The organism is Flavobacterium psychraerolatum (genome assembly GCF_025960985.1).
Taxonomy (GTDB): Bacteria; Bacteroidota; Bacteroidia; order Flavobacteriales; family Flavobacteriaceae; genus Flavobacterium.
Genome location: NZ_JAOQMX010000014.1, coordinates 66,555 through 85,580 on the forward strand (window position 1 = coordinate 66,555; position 19,026 = coordinate 85,580).

Below are 19,026 nucleotides of genomic sequence, written 5' to 3' on the forward strand. Positions count from 1 at the left end.
TTAAACTTAACATAAGTTTTACATACAGTTTTTTGTTAAAAAAAAGGTGATTAGAAACTCTAATCACCTTTTACTGTTGTAATGTATTTAATTTTTTAGAATGTGTAATTCAAAGTAAGTCTAAGATCGGATCCTGATTTGTAGGATGTTATTAGTACATCTCCAACAGCACTTTTCCCTGGTACTTTTCCTTGTTCAAGTACTCGTCTATAAGTAGGGTTAAGGATATTATTATAAATTAACCCTAATTTTATTTTTTTAGTTATGTTTGAATTTACAACAAAGTCCAATTTGTTAACAGCTTTGTCAACCATGTTTCCTACTTGCGAGGTACCAAGAACAGCAACTTTATCAGAGAAGTAGGAATAAGATATTGTTGTGGTTATATCTTTATTTTCTGCAAACTCTTTTAAGAATGAGATATTAGCATTAGCTAAGAAAGTTGAAGCACCTGTCAATTTACTATCTGTAAAAGTAAAGTCAGCACCAAAAGCATTTTCAGCATTAATTTTACTGTTGCTTAAATCTTGATTACTATAAAGGTAAGATCCATTTATATCATAAGATAATTTTGTTTTTAAATTGTTACCATTTTCAATCTCAAAAAGATCTTTTCTAATTTCTAATTCTAAACCTGCTACAGTTGCTTTTTCTCCTGTATTAGCATAAGTGATATCGTTTGAAGAAGAATTTAAGAACATCTCATTGATTGGGTTTTTTATGATTTTTCCAAACGCAGTTACAGAGATTAATTCTCCTGACTTTGGAAAAAACTCCCAGCCTAAATCTGCATTGTAATTTGTCGAAGCATATAAGTCAGCATTACCTACATAAGCTTGTGCTACATCTTCATAAGCAATTTCTACTTTCTCTTTAAATTGTGGTAACGTATAAGTTTTGCTAAAAGAAAATTTTAAATTTTGTTTGTCTGTAAGTGTGTATTTGGATATTAAACTTGGTAAAATATTGAATTTAGAACTGTTAGAACTATCTCCACTCGGTTTGGTTGTGGAATAAAACAATACATTTTGTGTGGTCTGTTCCAATCTTGTTCCTAAAATAACGGTTAATTTGTCAGTAAGAGCATACTGTAAATTTCCAAATGCAGCATTGATGTCTAGGTTACCATTATATGATTGCTGAATTTTATTAGATGGAGCAGAACCGAAATTTGCAGCATTCAAATAGAAATCAGTATTGTTTAAAATATCATCTTTAGAAAAAGAGACATTGGTTCTATTTGGGAAGAATGAAAATTGTTGAATTTTATAGTCAAGTTTTTTCAATTTACCAGAATAACCAAAAGTAACTTTTCCTAGATAATCATCATCGTCTTTTTTCTTATTAAAGTTGTAAGATAGAGCTACGTTGGCAGAGAATTCCTTTTCTTTTAAATCCTGAAAGAAACGGTGGTTATTTATATTCGAGTTGGTAAAGAAAGTATAGTTTTTTCCGTCAGGAGCAAATACAAAGGTATTTTGCATACGATCTGGCACAGTATTGTTTGCAATGCTATATCCAGCAGCCCAGTTTAAATCCCATTTGTCATTGAATTTATTTTTACCTACTAATTGGTTGATGTATAATTGTGTTCTCTCGAATGTACCACGTTTAATAAATCCAGATATTTGTTGTGTTCCTGTTCCTCCACCATCAAAATTTACATTTGTTCCTTCATATTCACTGTAATCTTGATCACTTGAGTTTAAAAATAATGAAGTGAATAGGATAGAATTCTTTTTGTTAATTTTATAATCAGCAGTACCCATTGCTGTAGAGGTTGTGTTGTGTTTGTACGCTTTTCTATAAAAGTTAGATAAGATATCACCATCCGCGGTTAGCGTACCTCTACTGTATCCTTCTGTATATTTGTTTTTTGCGCTGAATGATCCTGTAATGAAAGTGCTTAAAGTGCTTTCGTCAGAAAGGTTAAATTTTCTTCCTGCTGCTAAAGTGTAAAAAGCGTTTAATCTGTTGTTGCTTTCTTTTCTATCCCAACTTGTCGCATAGCTGTAAGGTTGTAAAGGAGAACTTGGAATCCCTACTGTTTTGAAACCGGTATATGATGGACCGTCTTGTAAATAAAAATGGTCTTGTTTTAAAACATTACTATTGCCACCTGTACCAATTGATAAAGTTACAAATGGAGATCCACTAAATTTTTTTGAACTAATGTTGATGTTTGCTCCTGCAAAATCTGCATAGTTTTGAGCTTCAAATGTTTTGCTGACTCCTATATTGTCTACAATGTTAGTAGTAAAAATATCTAAAAGTATATTTTTGTTAGCTGGGTTATTAGATGGAATGGGAAGTCCGTTCAATGTAGTTACATTGTAGCGGTCTCCTAATCCTCGTACAAAAATATTTCCAGAATCTTCTTGCTTAGAGATACCGCTTACTTTGGTTACGGCTGTTGCTAGGTCGTTTACTCCTTTTCTAGAAATTTCGTCGGCCCCAATAGCAGCTTTAAAAGAAATCGCGTTTTTTTGGTCCAATAATAAAGCAGATTCTTTTTGTCTGCTTACTGGAGCAGCTTTAATAATCACATCTTCTAATTTATATCCGCCAGAAGATAATGCTTTGTTTATGGTGATCGTTTTTCCGCCTATTACAGTTACGGGTACTTCTACTGGTTCGTATCCTACAAAGCTAAACTGTATTGTATAAGTTCCAGGCAGTATAGAAAGGGTATATTTTCCATCAATGTTGGTGGTTGTATTTGCTTTTGTACCTTTTAAGATTACATTGGCAAAGGGTAGTGTTTCGTTGTTAGATTCTTTATCGGTTAATACTCCTGTGATGGTTCCTTTATTTTGTGAATAGGTAAAAGAACAGATCAAAAATGCTACAATCAATAATTTAAGTTTCATACTCTTGGTTAAATTTTTTGCAAAGTAAAGGCACGTCTGTAAAGTTGAAGTTAATCAGTCGTTATGAATATGTTTGGTTAATATTATCATAATGTTATGAGATTAAATTAATGTAAGCCTTACTTTTTGTCGATTATTTTATTGTTATATTTACAATCGCAATTGTAATCATTGGCTAAAAAATAACAGTATGGTTGATGATTTAAATCTAATTTTGCTATCATTATGAAAAACAAGAACACTAAAATTTTACTAGTAGATGATGAGCCGGATATCTTAGAGATCGTAGGGTACAACCTTGCGCAAGAGGGCTATCAAATCTTTACAGCTGCAAATGGTAAAGAAGCTATTGCTAAAGCAAAAAAAGAAACACCAGATTTGATTATCATGGATGTTATGATGCCAGAGATGGATGGAATGGAAGCTTGTGAAAATATTAGAAAAATTCCAGAATTAAGTAATGTCATTATCACATTTCTAACTGCTCGTAGTGAAGACTACTCCCAAGTAGCCGGTTTTGACGCAGGTGCAGATGATTATATTACTAAGCCTATTAAACCGAAATTGTTGGTTAGTAAAGTAAAAGCTTTATTAAGACGATTAGTTGAATCTGACCAAGATAGTGAAACCTTAAATGTAGGTGGAATCGAAATTAACCGTGAGGAGTATAAAATTGTCATGGAAGGAAGAGAGATCTCATTGCCAAGAAAAGAATTTGAATTGTTTTATTTGCTTGCGTCAAAACCAGGTAAGGTTTTTAAACGCGATGAGATTCTGGATAAAGTTTGGGGTAACGAAGTTGTTGTTGGAGGACGAACTATTGATGTTCATATTCGAAAATTAAGAGAGAAAATAGGCGAGGATTTATTCAAAACCATTAAAGGTGTTGGGTATAAATTTGAAGTCTAGTTAATAAATAAGATGCTTAATTCTCTTTACATATAAAAAATAAAAATGGGCGTAAAGCCCATTTTGAGTACATACGAAATAAATTCATGAAGATTAGTTTTAAAAAGACCTACAAATTTGCTGTTAAATCCTCATTCTACATCAGCCTGTTCACGACTGGTTTTGTGGTTTTACTGGTAGCACTTATGTTTTCGTCCTCCTTCAACCAATTGCTTTGGTTTGGATTGGTTTTTAGCGTAATATTATTTGCTTTTTCTTTTTTGGTTATACAATATAGGGTAGAGCGGTTTATATACAGACGTGTCAAGAAAATCTATGATGACGTTTCGTTATTGGAGTCCAGTACATTAATCAACCAACCGATCACTACTGATATGGAAACTTTGACTCGCGAGGTGAAGAAGTTTGCAACAGACAAAAAGCTAGAAATTGAATTGTTGCAAGTGCGTGAAGAATACCGCAGGGATTTTTTGGGAAATGTTTCACATGAATTAAAAACACCATTGTTTACCGTTCAAGGATATATTTCAACTTTGCTTGATGGAGCAATGGAAGATAAGTTAATTCGAAAAAAATACTTGAGACGTGCCGAAAAAGGAGTTGAGCGATTGATTTATATTGTCGAAGATTTGGATATGATTACAAAACTCGAAGCGGGGGATTTAAATTTAGAATATTCAGAATTTGATATCTATGAATTAATTCAAAATGTTTTTGACCTTTTGGAGATGAAAGCAGAGAAGAAGAATATCACAATGACTTTTGATAACAGTACTAATTTACCTAATTATGTAAAAGGGGATCGTGATCGAATTCAACAAGTCATCGAAAACTTAATTATCAACTCGATCAAATACGGAAAGGAAAATGGTACGACAGAAGTGTCAGTTGTCAATTTAACTAAGAAGAAAGTTTTGGTCCGTGTGAGTGATGATGGTGGCGGAATAGAAAAGCAACATTTGCCAAGACTTTTTGAGCGTTTTTATCGCGTTAACAAAAGTGGCTCTCGTGAAGAAGGGGGTTCTGGTCTGGGTTTGGCAATTGTAAAACATATTGTGGAAGCACATAAAGAGAAAATTTATGTCGAAAGTGAATTTGGAATCGGTTCGGAGTTTTCCTTTACTTTAGAACGTCCAGGTATAAAAAAGCATTTGTAATATTTTCTTAAAATAATAAAAGCTAAGGAATCGTGAAAACGGTTCCTTTTTTTTATGGATGATTTTTTGCTAGGTTCAAAATGATGCAGTGTCGTTGGGTGAGTATAGCTATTTGATTCTCATAAAATGGTTTTATCGCACTTAAATACTTTTGAGAGTTGTGTATAGAGAGGATCTTTATATTGTGCAAATGGTTCTGAAAATAAGGTATTGAATTGCATTTGTAGCACCTTCATATCACTTAACATTTTTTTCTTTATATAAAAATGGTTTTGAGGTTAAATAAATTATCCTTGAAGTGACTTTATTAGATGATATGAAAATGGTCGTATTGATAGTGAGTTGAGAGCATAAAATATAGCCGCTTTTTACTCCAATTTACTTGCTTTTTTTTCAAAATAAAAACAGATTTTTGTATAATCTTATTATGGATTTTTTAATCTATTTTTATATTAAAAAAATCTTAATAAAATGATTTAATTTTATTTTCACATGAATTATTTTGAATATAAACAGTTTTTTTTGGTCTAAATAGCTAAGAAAACCTCTAAAAATACTAAATTATCAGTATCTAAAAGGTTTGGTTGATTCATTTTTTAAAGTGTTTAAAGTACTGGTTATTAGTGTTATGTGTTTTTATTTTTTCGAATATAATATGTTTCATTACCTTTTGTTTTAGTTATCATAACATTAAATTAATGTCAGCCTTTTTTATTAACATTAGTTTTGCACCGTAATAACATATTGATAACTAATTGTTAAAATGAAAAAATTTTTATTGAGTATTTCGCTATTATTCTCACTTGTAATAATGGCACAAGATGTTAAGAAGACTGGAAATTCAAAATCTATTCTAGAGGGGTATTATACTTCTGGGAAAAAATTAGGTTTTACAGCTGTAGACAGTTTGTTTCAAATGAATATTGGTTTTAGAGTCCAAAGTAGAATAGGATATGGTAAAGAGCAAGGTAAGTCTGGTGTTGCAGAAGGTGAAATTAGAAGAATGAGGTTGAAGCTGGATGGTTTTGTTGTAAGCCCGAAGTTTGGTTATAAGGTGGAACTTGGTTTTTCGGCCAGAGATATAGGAACTGTGGCTGTTGGGAATAGCGGAAATGTAATTTTGGATGGGGTCTTCATTTATCAACCTTCTTCCAATTTGAAGTTTGCTTTTGGGCAAACCAAATTGCCAGGGAACAACCAACGTGTAATTTCATCGGGTTCCTTAGAACTTACTGATCGTAGTATAAATAACTCTAAGTTTAATATTGACCGTGATTTTGGTGTATTTGTAGAATATGGAAAAACTAAAAAAGATAAATTTTATTATGGATTAAAAGGTGCTATATCCAAAGGTGAAGGGCGTAACTGGGTAAAAACATCCGATGATGGTGTTGCATTGACGGGTAAGTTAGAGTTATTCCCTATGGGAGCTTTTACTAAAAATGGTTCTAATTTTGAAGCTGATTTGATGAGAGAGAAAACACCAAAGTTAATGTTGTCTGGAGCCTTTAGTCAAAATAATAATGCTCAAAGATCTCAAGGCCAATTGGGAGGTAGTTTGTATGAAGCAAGAACTTTAAAGTCAGTTTTTGTAGATGCTGTTTTCAAGTATGATGGATGGTCGGCTTCTGGAGCATATATGTCTCGTACTGCAAATAATCCTATTACGGTAGACGCCTTGGATCCTACCAAAAGTCATGCTGTATTTGTAGGTCATGGTGTGGATGCACAATTGAGTTATGTTTTTCCATCAGAGTACCAAGTTATTGGTCGTTTTTCGACACAAAAGGTTAATGATGCAATTAGAACTAGAACCCCTAACACAGATGAGTACACTTTAGGAGTTTCCAAATATATCTTTGGTCATAAAGTTAAGGTTCAGACTGAAGTTTCGTATGATAAGATTTATGCTTATGGTTCATCAGTTTCAAACAATTTGTTTGCACGTTTTCAGGTTGAAATCGGTTTGTAAGCCTCAGTTAGAATAAAGATAAAGCTATCCTGTTTGGGTAGCTTTTTTTATTACATGTAATTTTAATCGATGAAGTAATTGTTTTTGAGATATAAATATTTCCAAGGGTACTCAATTTTATTGTGAGGTTTTGTAGTTGTAATCAACAACTCATTTTGGTTTTTAACTTTACATAAACACTGCTATTTCTTTTTATTTTGATAACATTAATTTAATCCTTGCATTTGTCCTTAATACTAGTTTTGCGCCGTAATAACACAATGATAACTAATTATTAAGATGAAAAATTTTTTATTGAGTATTTCGCTATTGATTTCTTTAATTTCAATAGCACAAACGGTAGAGAAAGACACTACCAACGCTCGTGAGGTTGCGCAATTGCGAGAGTTAATGAAAGAGCAGTATGCTAAGTTAAAAAGTCTTGATGATAAGTTGTCTAAAATGAGTGGCGATGTTGACAAAGTCAAAAAGCTTCATATTTCGGGTTATGTTCAAGCTCAATATGAAAAGTATGATTATTGGAACGCTAGCGGAAGTAGTCATGGAATTGCCGCAACTCCAGGTGCGCCAGCTATTACAAATTCATTTATGTTGCGAAGAGCACGTGTTAAGTTTTCGTATAAACCTGTAGATCAGGTAGAATTTGTTATGTGTCCAAATTTTGATGTAGATAAAGTTCAATTTAAAGATGTTTATGTACAATTAAATGATCGTTGGACAAAAATATTTACTTTGACAATGGGGCAATTTCTTAGGCCAACTACCTATGAGATCGATTACTCATCGTCTTCAAGAGAATTTGCTGAAAGATCGTTGATGTCAAGATCTTTGTATCCTTCAGAAAGAGAGCAGGGAGCAAAATTGGAAGCTAATTTTACGACTAAATATAATTTTCCTTTAAAACTAACTCTTGCTGTTGTTAATGGTAATTTTGGAGAAGGAGCATTAACCAATCAAATAAAAGATGTTGATGGTTCTAAAGATTTAATAGGTAGAGCAAGTTATTCTTTGAAGTTCCCTAAGCAAAAATTAGCTATTGATTTTGGAGGGCATACTTATTTAGGAAATAATACTGTTATTGCAGCACCTACAACCATATATACAGATGTAAACAACAAGCCATTTACACCTAAAATAGGGGATAAGTTGAGAAAAGATTTGTTTGGTGCTGAGATTCAAATATATTGGGATTTTCTTGGTGGATTGTCATTGAAGTCTGAGTATATCAGAGGAACTTATTCAGGACAAAGTTATTCTTCTGAAATAAATTCATCATTCACAGGTGATAGAGTTAGAAATGTTCAAGGTGCTTATGTTACGTTGGTGAAAAATATTGATAAAAAAAATCAGTTAGGTTTTAGATGGGACATGTTTGATGCTAATACAAAATTATCTGGGAATGCTGTAAATTCTGTGGGTGATTTAAAATACAATAACTATGCTTTCTCTTATCTGTATCAGTTTAGTAGTAATGTTAGAATTATGGCTTCTTATCTGATGCCAATAAATGAAAAAAGTGCTAATATTGCTTTGGTTGGTACTGATTACGCTAATAAAGATGTGAAGGATAATACTTTCACACTTAGGTTACAAGCTAAATTTTAAAATTAATAAAGATTGAATAATATTGTCTTAACACAGGCTTAATACTGGTAAGCTAATTTTGTAAAAAAATAAATAAAGAATTAAAAAATGAATAAATTTAAATTATTTTTAATATTACCATTGATTGGTATGTTAAGTTGTGGTAAAGCTAAAACTGAAGATAAGGCAGAAGCTAATGCTGAGGTATCGGTGACAATAAAAGGTAGTGATACTGTTTTACCTTTGGCTCAAAAAGAAGCTGAGGAATTAATGAAAAATGATGCAAATGTAAGTGTTACAGTTGTAGGAGGAGGATCTGGTGTAGGATTGACTGCTTTGATTGACGGTACTACTGATATAGCAATGGCGTCAAGAGATTTGAAAACAGAAGAGAAATTAAAATTTTCTGAGTCTAAAACAGAAATCGAAGAAGTTGTTATTGCTTATGATGCCTTGGCGGTAATCGTAAACCCAGCAAATAAAGTTTCGCAGTTGACTCGTGAGCAACTAGAGAAAATTTACATTGGTGAAATTAAAAACTGGAAAGAAGTAGGTGGAGCAGATGAAAAAATTGTACCGTATTCAAGAGAGTCTTCTTCTGGGACATATGAGTTTTTCAAAGAAGAAGTAATGAATAAGAAAAATTATGCTACAAGTATTTTGAGTTTACCTGCTACTGGAGCTATAGTTCAGGCAGTTGGTCAAACAAAAGGAGCTATTGGATATGTAGGTCTTGCTTATGAGACTAAGGAAGTGAAGCAATTGGCGGTTTCTTACGATCAAGGTAAAAACTATATTGCTCCATCTGTAGCAAGTGCAAAAGATAAAACATACCCAATATCTAGACCTTTGTTCTATATGTTCAATAAAACAAATGCAGCAAAAGTAAAAACAGTTGTTGATTATGCATTATCTCCTGCAGGACAAAAAAATGTTGCAGAAATAGGGTATGTTCCTTTAGATTAAATACAATAGGTTAATTATTATACGGTTGAAAGCTGCCTTTTTAAGGCAGCTTTTTTTTGCGTTATATTTTGAGGAAATTCCATTGAGTGGAGTGGTTAAAATTGGTAGTTGTTAACGGTATTGTTATTATTATTTTAGTCTAATAAAAATAATATGGGTAAAGTTGTTGAGTGGTTAATATGCTTCTTTATATCATAATATTGGTGTTCTGAGAGTTAATTTTGTTCAAAATTTCGCTTAACATTAAGTTAACACAAGGATAATAATCTACGAACATCTATTATCTAGGTGTAGTGTAATTTTGTCAAAAAAATTAAATATACTGATTTGAAAACAAATTTAAAACAAATTAAAGAAAAGGCTATAGAGTCAGTTTTAATGCTAAGTAGTGTAACTACAAGCATTACGGTGATTTTAATTGTCTTTTTTTTGTTTATAGAAGGTGCAGGGGTATTTAGTAGAAAACCCATTGATGACGGTTTTTTGTTAGCAGTAGCCGCTTCAAATTCAGTAAAAAAGCTTTCTCCCGAACAAGTCAAAGATGTTTACGATCAAAAAATTAAAAACTGGAAAGAAGTAGGTGGGCCTGATTTGCCTATCGTATTATTTCGAACTTCTGATATATCAGATTATTATACTGATGAGGAGCTAGGGAAGAATTTTGAATATTTTCCACAAAGGATTAATGAGCTTATTACTAAAACACCAGGCATCATTGCTTTTTTCTCAGAGACTTATAAAGCCAAAAAATTTGCAGGAAGAGAATTGGAAATTGATAAAATAACAATTTCAAAGTTCTTATCTGGTGAAGAGTGGTTTCCAACTGCGCAACCTATCGCGCAAATGGGGGTGAAGCCTTTGATCTACGGAACGCTTTGGGTGAGTTTTGGAGCTATTTTAATAGCTTTACCAATTGGTTTGGCGGCTGCCATTTTTTTGAGTGAAATTGCTAAGAAAAAAACACGTAATCTGTTAAAACCTTTAATTGAGCTTTTAGCAGGTATTCCTTCTGTTGTATATGGTTTTTTTGGTTTGGTTGTTATCGTTCCTTTGATTCAGAGTACTTTTAATTTACCTGTTGGAGAGACTGCCTTGGCTGGTTCTGTAGTTTTGGCTATTATGGCCTTGCCAACAATCATAACCATTTCAGAGGATGCCATGCGCAATACTCCTAGAGCTATGAAAGAGGCGAGTTTGGCATTGGGGGCAAGTCATTGGCAAACTATTTACAAAGTGGTCGTTCCTTATTCGGCTTCAGGGATAACTGCTGGTGCTATCTTAGGTATTGGTAGAGCAATTGGAGAAACCATGGCCGTCTTAATGGTGACAGGAAACGCAGCTGTAATTCCGCATTCATTTCTTGCCCCGGTTCGTACCATTCCAGCTACTATCGCTGCAGAATTAGGTGAAGCGCCAAACGGTGGATTACATTACGAAGCATTATTCGCTTTGGGGTGTATTTTATTTATTATCACATTCGGAATTAATATGTTGGTTGAATTAGTTACCAGTAGAAATTCGCATAAAAAACATTAGTATGAGTACAGAAAATAAATTAGTTAATAAAAAAAGACGCAATCAAAACATTGCTTTTGGCTTGTTCACAGGAATAAGTTATAGTATTGTTGCCCTTTTGTTTGTTATTTTGGCTTTTATTGTTGTTAAAGGAATTGGAGTTATTAGTTGGGAATTTATTTCAGCTATGCCGAAAGACGGTATGACTGCTGGAGGTATTTTTCCGGCTATTGTTGGGACACTTTGTTTGGTTTTGGTGAGTATGTTTTTTGCGTTTCCAGTTGGTGTTTTGGCTGCTATTTATATGAATGAATATGTGAAAGACGGTTGGGTAAAAAAAATCATTAAACAAATGACTAATAATCTTGCTGGAGTTCCTTCAATTGTGTTTGGGCTTTTTGGGATGTCTTTATTTGTTAATAAATTAGGTTTTGGAGATTCAATCCTAGCGGGTGGTTTAACGCTCGGGTTGCTTGTTTTACCAGTAGTGATTAGAACTACCGAAGAGTCTTTGAAGGCAGTAGACGATACCTTTAGGCAAGCTAGTTTAGGATTGGGAGCAAGTAAATGGCAGACGACACGAAATGTAGTTTTTCCAATTGCCTTCCCTAATATTATCACAGGACTAATTTTGTCCATCGGACGTGTTTCTGGAGAAACAGCTCCTATATTATTTACCGTTGCAGCTTATTTTTTACCCAAATTGCCAACTTCTATCTTTGATCAAGCGATGGCATTGCCTTATCATTTATATGTAATTTCGACTAGTGGTACAAATATTGAAGCTTCTAGAGCAATGGCTTATGGAACAGCGCTAGTGCTGATTGTAATTGTTTTGATTTCAAATTTGTTGGCAAACAAGCTTCGTAAACATTTTGGGAAAAAAGTAAAAATGAATTAATGCATCTAAAGGCTAAGAATGTATTAATTTCTATCTTTTTATGCGTTTTTTTCTTAAATTTATTAAATAATAATTGATACTGATTGGCTCTTCATTACAGTTCTCGTGACTGGAGTGTAATCCCTTTTTTTGGAAGTATCACCTGTAAATCATTGGACTAAATAAAATTTGTAATTAGTATAACATGCATAAAATAGTATCACAGAACGTAAATTTTTATTACGGAGAATTTCAAGCTTTACATGATATCTCATTATCTGTAAAAGAAAATACAGTGACCGCTTTAATTGGGCCTTCCGGTTGTGGAAAATCAACTTATTTACGTTTGTTGAACCGCATGAATGACTTAATTGATAATACGCAAATGTCGGGTACAATTACTATTGATGGTAATGATATATATGACAAGCAAACGAATGTAGATGATTTAAGAAAAAACGTTGGTATGGTTTTTCAAAAACCAAACCCTTTTCCTAAAACAATTTTTGAAAACGTTGCTTATGGTTTGCGTGTAAATGGGATAACGGATAAAAAGATAATCGAAGAACGCGTTATTACTTCTATTGAGCAAGTGGCACTTTGGGATGAAGTAAAAGATAAATTGCATAAATCGGCTTTTGAACTTTCGGGGGGACAACAACAACGTTTGTGTATTGCACGAGCCTTGGCGATACAGCCTTCTGTATTGTTGATGGATGAACCTACCTCTGCATTAGATCCTATTTCAACATCAAAAGTAGAAGAGCTCATTTATGAATTAAAAAAACAATATACTATTGTGATCGTAACGCACAATATGCAACAAGCTGGACGTATCAGTGATAATACGGCTTTTTTCTATATGGGTGAATTGATTGAGTATGATAAAACCAAAACAATTTTTACTAAACCAACCAAAAAACAAACGGAAGATTATATAACGGGAAGATTTGGTTAATCATTGGTTAAAATAGTATCTTTCAATCTTTAAATTAAATACAATGGCATCACATCTAGAATTAGAAATAGATAAACTAAAAAACGTAATCGTTAAAATTGGTGAATTGGCAGAAGGTCAAGTCAATGAAGCGATCAAAGCCTTGCTATATGAACCTTTCTCTGAGGTTAAAGAAGTAAGAAAAACTGAAAATAAAATCGATAAATTAGATGTTAAGATTGATGATATCTGTCAAGGTATTTTTGCCTTACAACAACCAGTAGCCTCAGATTTGAGATTTATAATATCATCTATGCAAATTGGAAATGAAATTGAACGTATTGGTGATCTTGCAATGAGTATTATCAAACAATCAAAAAGCATTAAAGAAAAGCATGAACTGGTTTCTCAATTTAATATTTCATTAATTGCTAAAGATGTACAGTTGATTACCACCAAAATGAATCAATGTTTTGTAGCTTTGGATGAAAGTCTCATTGATGATATTTTTGTTTTAAATACAAATGTTAAGAATAAAAGTACTGAAGCGATTGAAAATATAATTGCTGAAATGAAAAATAATTCCAAAAAAGTTATTTCGGGTACACATTTGGTGATCGCTTTAAAACATTTGGAGCGCATAGCAGATCATAATTCAAATGTTGCAGAATCGGTTTATTTCATGATTAATGCAAAGACTATTAAGCACGAAAAATACTCGGATAAAAAGTAATATAGCATAGTAAAAAAAAAGCTGATTTTAGAATTCGTATTGAATTTTGAAATCAGCTTTTTTTGTTTAATAAATGTTGCTTTACTTTTATAATTTCAAATTTTTTCGATTGTTAGTTTTTTTAAAATTTTAAAACTATCAAAAAATATTTTTGTCAAAAACACCAAGTATCAATATCATTTATCGTATTTGTATTTTTGATACTAAATAGTTATCGAAATTAGCTTCTTTAAAACGTTTTTAAGCTATTTTTTTTAGAAATAGGTATTATTGTGTATTTGAGTTCGTATTTGTTTGTTAAAGTTGTTTATTTTCGTTTTTGGTCAATTTGGTAGGTTGTTTTTCTAGTATTTTTGAAAAAAGAGTAAATTTTATTTCTGGTAATAAATCTTACTCTTTTTGTGGTAAATGTGACAAATTTCTAATATATTGTTTTATTATTAGGATATGCTACTCCTTTTTTTGAACTCTATTTGTCAAAACGCAAACTATTTGATACTGATTTTTTAGATTTTTGTGTCCGTTCACTGATGGTCAATGTGTAAAGTAATTTCGCTAATGTCCTTTTATTGCATATACAAACTACTGTTTTTTATCGAAAATCTTTAAAATATCCGTCCAATTTGTCTCATCATTTCTGTTGGATAGACCGCTATAATCTTTGACTCGCTTAAGATCATCGATCTTAAAATTTTCTTGATTTGAATAGGGGACAAGTCCTTCTTTTTCGAATTTTTCTGCCAAATAGATTTGTTCATATTGACCTGGAGTTGGAATGAAAAAGGCCTTTTTATTTAGTTTAACTAAGTCCATAATAGTAGTATAACCAGACCTACAAAGCACGATTTCGCTTTCTTGCATAAACTGTTCTAGTTGGCGTGTTTTCATGAAGTTGTAATAAGTAATATTGCCTAGATGTTCTTCTGTTTGTGTTTTTTCAATCGTTCCTTTGACGAAAACTACTTTTCCTATGTAAGTGTTGAGTTCCTTGATAAGATGTTGTTCTAGTAATCCTCGTTGCGGTTCGGGTCCAGAGAGCAATATCATCAAATCATATTTTTTTTCTGTTTTAATAGGGTGTAATCTGCTCACAGGGCCAATGTACACCAATTTTAGATCATCCGTAGGTGCACTATGGCTTAGTATACCAGATAAGTTGGGTTCGATAGCTACATCAGGCACCCAACAGGCACTAAATTTTTTTATAAAGTATTGATGTAATCTAGTACTTATCCAGGTTGTGTTTCCTGTTAATACGCTGACTTGGTGAGTGAGGTAAACAGAGGGGATTTTTGTTGAATAGCACCCCATTCTATTGTCGGATAGAATTCCTGCTAGTTCGTATTTCTTTACCCATTTTGAAATTATTTTGTTTTCTTCATAGATGGAGAAGGCTATTTTTGGGAGATTTTGTACGAGCTTTAGCTTGAAATATTTTCCTTTTTTTGGGTATTCTACCGCTGTAGTGGGTAATTGAAGACATAATATATAAGGAAATTCTTTTTTTAATAGTAGTAATGCCTGTCCATCTGATGCAATGATTGTTGTAAAATTATGGTTGTGTAGCTTTTTGATTATAGGGATGCAACGGGTAGCATGACCTAAACCCCAGTTCAAAACAGTGATTAATATTGTTTTGTTTTCGTATTCGGTTTCCATATCTATATTACTTTTCTGAAAGGTACTACTTGTATGTTTTGTGATTGTTTGTTGAACTATTAAATTAATATTAAATTTATATCGTCTTTTTTGTTTTAGATTTAGTATGTCTTTTTTGCTTTAATTTAATTTTAATAGCATTGGACTATTTATTTTTATATACCTATTTATGTGTTTTGTTTTTTGAAATACTACTTTTCATAGTAACTCTTAGATTGGTTTTCTTTACCAATAATGATTCATAATATTAAAAGTAAGGATTCTTTTTTTTTGATTTCATAATCATTATCTTTTATTGATTTAGCATTTTGCTAACTTTTTCCGCGTTAATTATTAAGAAAAAACTTTTGTGTATTCCCAATTTTCCGTTATTTATTGGGGGTTTAATATCCGTCTTCAACGTGTATATAGGTCATTCATCGAAAATATTAAAGTAAAGAATATAGTACTTATTTTTTGTTATTATAAAATTTAATTTCGAATAGGTAGTGATTTTACGAGTCTATTTTTTTATATAATAGGAGGGTGCTATTGATATCATGAATTTATTTCATACTGATACGTACAGTGTGAAATGATATTTTGTAGGGGTTTGTCATATTTTTTAATTTTATATTAGTTTGATTTCTCATGGAAATACGCATTTGTAGTATTCTATAAGTGTTTTTTATAAGTTATTTGTTTCTTTTGTTTTGCTTGTTAAAGATTGGTTGCACTCAAATTAGCCTTTTAAATGCTGTAAATGAAGTGATATTTTTGCAGTCTTTTTCAGGTAATTCGCAGTTACTGTTAATAGTTTTTTGTCCTTTTTATCTCTAAGTATCTTACGTATTTTGTGAACATGAGATGATTTTTTGCCTTGTTATTTATTTTTTAATATACTTCAAAAGTCTTGTCTTTAAAGCATTTTTATAAACAGAAAATGTTGATAAGTATTATTTGTAGTTTTTTTATTTTTTTTAAAAGCTTATATTTGTTAATAATTATCAATTGATATTTTACCTCTAAAAAGTTTTTTTTAGATGGTCAAAATAATTACCTTATTTAAACAATAAATCGATGCAGAACTTTACAATTGTTTTTGAAAAATTCAAATATTATTTACTTACCGCTATTGTAGTGTTGTTTGCAAGTACTATTTATGCAGAGGGGATTCCAAAGGTATCTCCAAATGCGACTCATATTACAGTTTGTTCTCATGATCCAGGTATGAATAAGGTATTATATTGTTTTTATGGGTCGTCTAAAGGTAATTCTTGTTTTCTAGAAGATCAAATACTACTAACAAGTACAATAGTCTTCAATGTTTAAAATAAATTATTTAATTAACTGATTTTAAATCAATTTATTTATTTCTAATATCATCATTCTAATATGAAAAAAAATACCCTAAATAAATCTAAATTATTAAATTTTGTTTTTTTGTTTCTTTGTTTTTTTATATCAATAAAAGCATTTTCTCAACTTCCTAAATTTACTACTCCAACAAGAGTATCAGGTTTAGATAAAGCTGTAGGTACTAAGTATATGTATGTTAATGTTAAGACTGTTAATGGTGTTAATATAGATGCTATCGTTACAATTACTGCTATAAGTAATGCTGTAATTGTCGATGTTGATAATCCTACTAATGGTGGGCTTACTGATAGGTTTCAGCCAGTTATAAATACTTCAGCAGCTAATGGATATGTAGAGTATAGATTTGATTTTTATAAATCAGGTACTTATAATACGCCTTCACAAGAGTCTTATGATTTGGATGATTTTATTATCGAAGCACTAGATACTGATGGGTATGAATTTTTTGAGATCGCTAGACCAAACAATGAACCTTATTATCTTGAGACTGGAACTTCTATTACTGTTTCAGAAGTTGGTGGTTTTACTAGGTTTCAAGGACCTAGTAACTCTGTAAATCCTATTGATATTGCAAATACTCAGTATATTGCTGCAGTGTATTTTGGGAGTGTTGGTTCTGTAACATTTAGACTTGGTAACAGTGATGTTTCATTTAATAGACAAAGTTCTATTAGTTTTGGTGAAGTAAGTTTTACTAAGCGTTTTCCTCCAGTTGCTAATGCAGACAATAAACTATGTAATTCAAACGGGACATCTGTGAGTATAGATGTAACTACTAATGATATAGATCCAAATAAAAATATAAATAAAGCAGAGGTTGATTTAGATTTAGCTACTGATTTTGTTAATTCTGAATTAATCGTTCCGAATCAAGGAACATGGTCTGTAAATTCTTCTGGAATTGTTACTTTTAAACCATTATCAACTTTTAAAAGTGATCCTACTCCAATTCAGTATACTATCAAGGATCTTACAGGAGAAGTATCAAATGCAGCATATATAACCATTACCTATAATCCAATTGTAAGTGCAGGATCAGTGGTTTGTGTAGGGTCTACCATGACATTATCACCAACGACAGGTGGAACTTGGGTCAGTAGTAATATTAGCAAAGCTACAGTAACAAATGCAGGTGTTGTAACAGGAGTTGCCGCAGGAAATGTAACCTTCACCTATACCAAAATAAGTTCGGGTTGTAGTGCGACTACAAGTAATGTAACAGTAAATCCAAAAGCTATTGATTCAGATATATCAGCAAGTGATGTTACTATTTGTACAGGGGATAAGACAACACTTACTGCCTCAAGTACAATTGCAGGCGCAAAGTATAAATGGTATACAGATTCTGAATTAAAAAGTCCTATAGCAGGAGCAACATCAGCAAGTTATACTACACCAGTTTTAACCGCTACCACTACTTATTATGTAACGGTAACAGGAACTTCAACTTGTGAAAATACTTCAGGTACTGCTAAAGCAGTAAAAGTAACAGTAAATCGAAAAGCTATTGATTCAGATATATCAGCAAGTGATGTTACTATTTGTACAGGGGATAAGACAACACTTACTGCCTCAAGTGCAATTGCAGGCGCAAAGTATAAATGGTATACAGACTCTGAATTAAAAAGTCCCATAGCAGGAGCAACATCAGCAAGTTATACTACACCAGTTTTAACCGCTACCACTACTTATTATGTAACGGTAACAGGAACTTCAATTTGTGAAAATACTTCAGGTGCAGCTAAAGCAGTAACAGTAACAGTAAATCGAAAAGCTATTGATTCAGATATATCAGCAAGTGATGTTACTATTTGTACAGGGGATAAGACAACACTTACTGCCTCAAGTGCAATTGCAGGCGCAAAGTATAAATGGTATACAGATTCTGAATTAAAAAGTCCCATAGCAGGAGCAACATCAGCAAGTTATACTACACCAGTTTTAACCGCTACCACTACTTATTATGTAACGGTATCAGGAACTTCAATTTGTGAAAATACTTCAGGTGCAGCTAAAGCAGTAACAGTAACAGTAAATCGAAAAGCTATTGATTCAGATATATCAGCAAGTGATGTTACTATTTGTACAGGGGATAAGACAACACTTACTGCCTCAAGTGCAATTGCAGGCGCAAAGTATAAATGGTATACAGATTCTGAATTAAAAAGTCCCATAGCAGGAGCAACATCAGCAAGTTATACTACACCAGTTTTAACCGCTACCACTACTTATTATGTAACAGTAACCGGAACGGCTACATGTGAGAATGCAACTAATACAGGTAAAAAAATAATAGTAACAGTAAATCCAAAAGCTACTGATTCAGATATATCAGCAAGTGGAGCTACGATATGTACAGGAGCTACGGCAGCGTTAAGTGCATCAAGTAGAATTGCAGGCGCGAGCTTCAAATGGTACACAGATGCTGCTTTAACAAATGAAGTGGCAACAACAGCAAATTATACGACACCAGCATTAACGACTA

The 19,026-nt window shown here is 32.2% G+C and carries 13 protein-coding genes; 11 read left to right on the top strand and 2 right to left on the bottom strand.

The genetic code is table 11. The features are described 5' to 3' along the window. Positions 1–95 precede the first annotated feature (95 nt). Positions 96–2,870, bottom strand: a complete 2,775-nt coding sequence (locus M2326_RS07320) for a TonB-dependent receptor (protein WP_264618906.1) — start codon at positions 2,868–2,870, stop codon at positions 96–98. Between the two features lie 225 nt (positions 2,871–3,095). On the opposite strand from M2326_RS07320, the gene M2326_RS07325 reads away from it, so the two are divergent. From M2326_RS07325 to phoU, 9 genes are all read left to right on the top strand, one after another. Further along, positions 3,096–3,779: a response regulator transcription factor gene (locus M2326_RS07325; protein WP_264618907.1), complete on the top strand. Its 684-nt coding sequence runs from the start codon at positions 3,096–3,098 to the stop codon at positions 3,777–3,779. An 86-nt stretch (positions 3,780–3,865) separates the two neighbouring features. Continuing rightward, complete coding sequence (locus M2326_RS07330) at positions 3,866–4,936, top strand: sensor histidine kinase (protein ID WP_264618908.1); 1,071 nt, start codon at positions 3,866–3,868, stop codon at positions 4,934–4,936. 763 nt (positions 4,937–5,699) lie between these two features. Next, positions 5,700–6,908, top strand: a complete 1,209-nt coding sequence (locus tag M2326_RS07335) for an OprO/OprP family phosphate-selective porin (protein ID WP_264618909.1) — start codon at positions 5,700–5,702, stop codon at positions 6,906–6,908. 279 nt (positions 6,909–7,187) lie between these two features. Then, a complete protein-coding gene (locus M2326_RS07340) occupies positions 7,188–8,513 on the top strand; it encodes a hypothetical protein (RefSeq protein ID WP_264618910.1) in 1,326 nt (441 codons plus the stop codon). Between the two features lie 87 nt (positions 8,514–8,600). After that, complete coding sequence (locus M2326_RS07345; protein WP_264618911.1) at positions 8,601–9,458, top strand: phosphate ABC transporter substrate-binding protein; 858 nt, start codon at positions 8,601–8,603, stop codon at positions 9,456–9,458. Positions 9,459–9,785: 327 nt separating this feature from the next. After that, positions 9,786–10,994 (top strand): phosphate ABC transporter permease subunit PstC, encoded by a 1,209-nt coding sequence (gene pstC / locus M2326_RS07350; RefSeq protein ID WP_264618912.1) that lies wholly within the window; start codon positions 9,786–9,788, stop codon positions 10,992–10,994. Position 10,995: 1 nt separating this feature from the next. Continuing rightward, on the top strand, positions 10,996–11,874 hold the full coding sequence (pstA, locus tag M2326_RS07355; protein ID WP_264618913.1) for a phosphate ABC transporter permease PstA: 879 nt from the start codon (positions 10,996–10,998) through the stop codon (positions 11,872–11,874). Positions 11,875–12,058: 184 nt separating this feature from the next. After that, complete coding sequence (gene pstB / locus M2326_RS07360) at positions 12,059–12,811, top strand: phosphate ABC transporter ATP-binding protein PstB (protein WP_264618914.1); 753 nt, start codon at positions 12,059–12,061, stop codon at positions 12,809–12,811. A gap of 43 nt (positions 12,812–12,854) precedes the next feature. Next, positions 12,855–13,523, top strand: a complete 669-nt coding sequence (phoU, locus tag M2326_RS07365; RefSeq protein WP_264618915.1) for a phosphate signaling complex protein PhoU — start codon at positions 12,855–12,857, stop codon at positions 13,521–13,523. A gap of 582 nt (positions 13,524–14,105) precedes the next feature. On the opposite strand, the gene M2326_RS07370 is transcribed toward phoU, so the two are convergent. Next, a complete protein-coding gene (locus M2326_RS07370; protein ID WP_264618916.1) occupies positions 14,106–15,182 on the bottom strand; it encodes a glycosyltransferase in 1,077 nt (358 codons plus the stop codon). Between the two features lie 1,059 nt (positions 15,183–16,241). Here M2326_RS07370 and M2326_RS07375 point away from each other — a divergent pair. Next, positions 16,242–16,493, top strand: a complete 252-nt coding sequence (locus M2326_RS07375) for a hypothetical protein (RefSeq protein ID WP_264618917.1) — start codon at positions 16,242–16,244, stop codon at positions 16,491–16,493. A gap of 63 nt (positions 16,494–16,556) precedes the next feature. Further along, on the top strand, positions 16,557–19,026 hold a 2,470-nt coding region (locus M2326_RS07380), incomplete at its 3' end, for an Ig-like domain-containing protein (protein WP_264618918.1).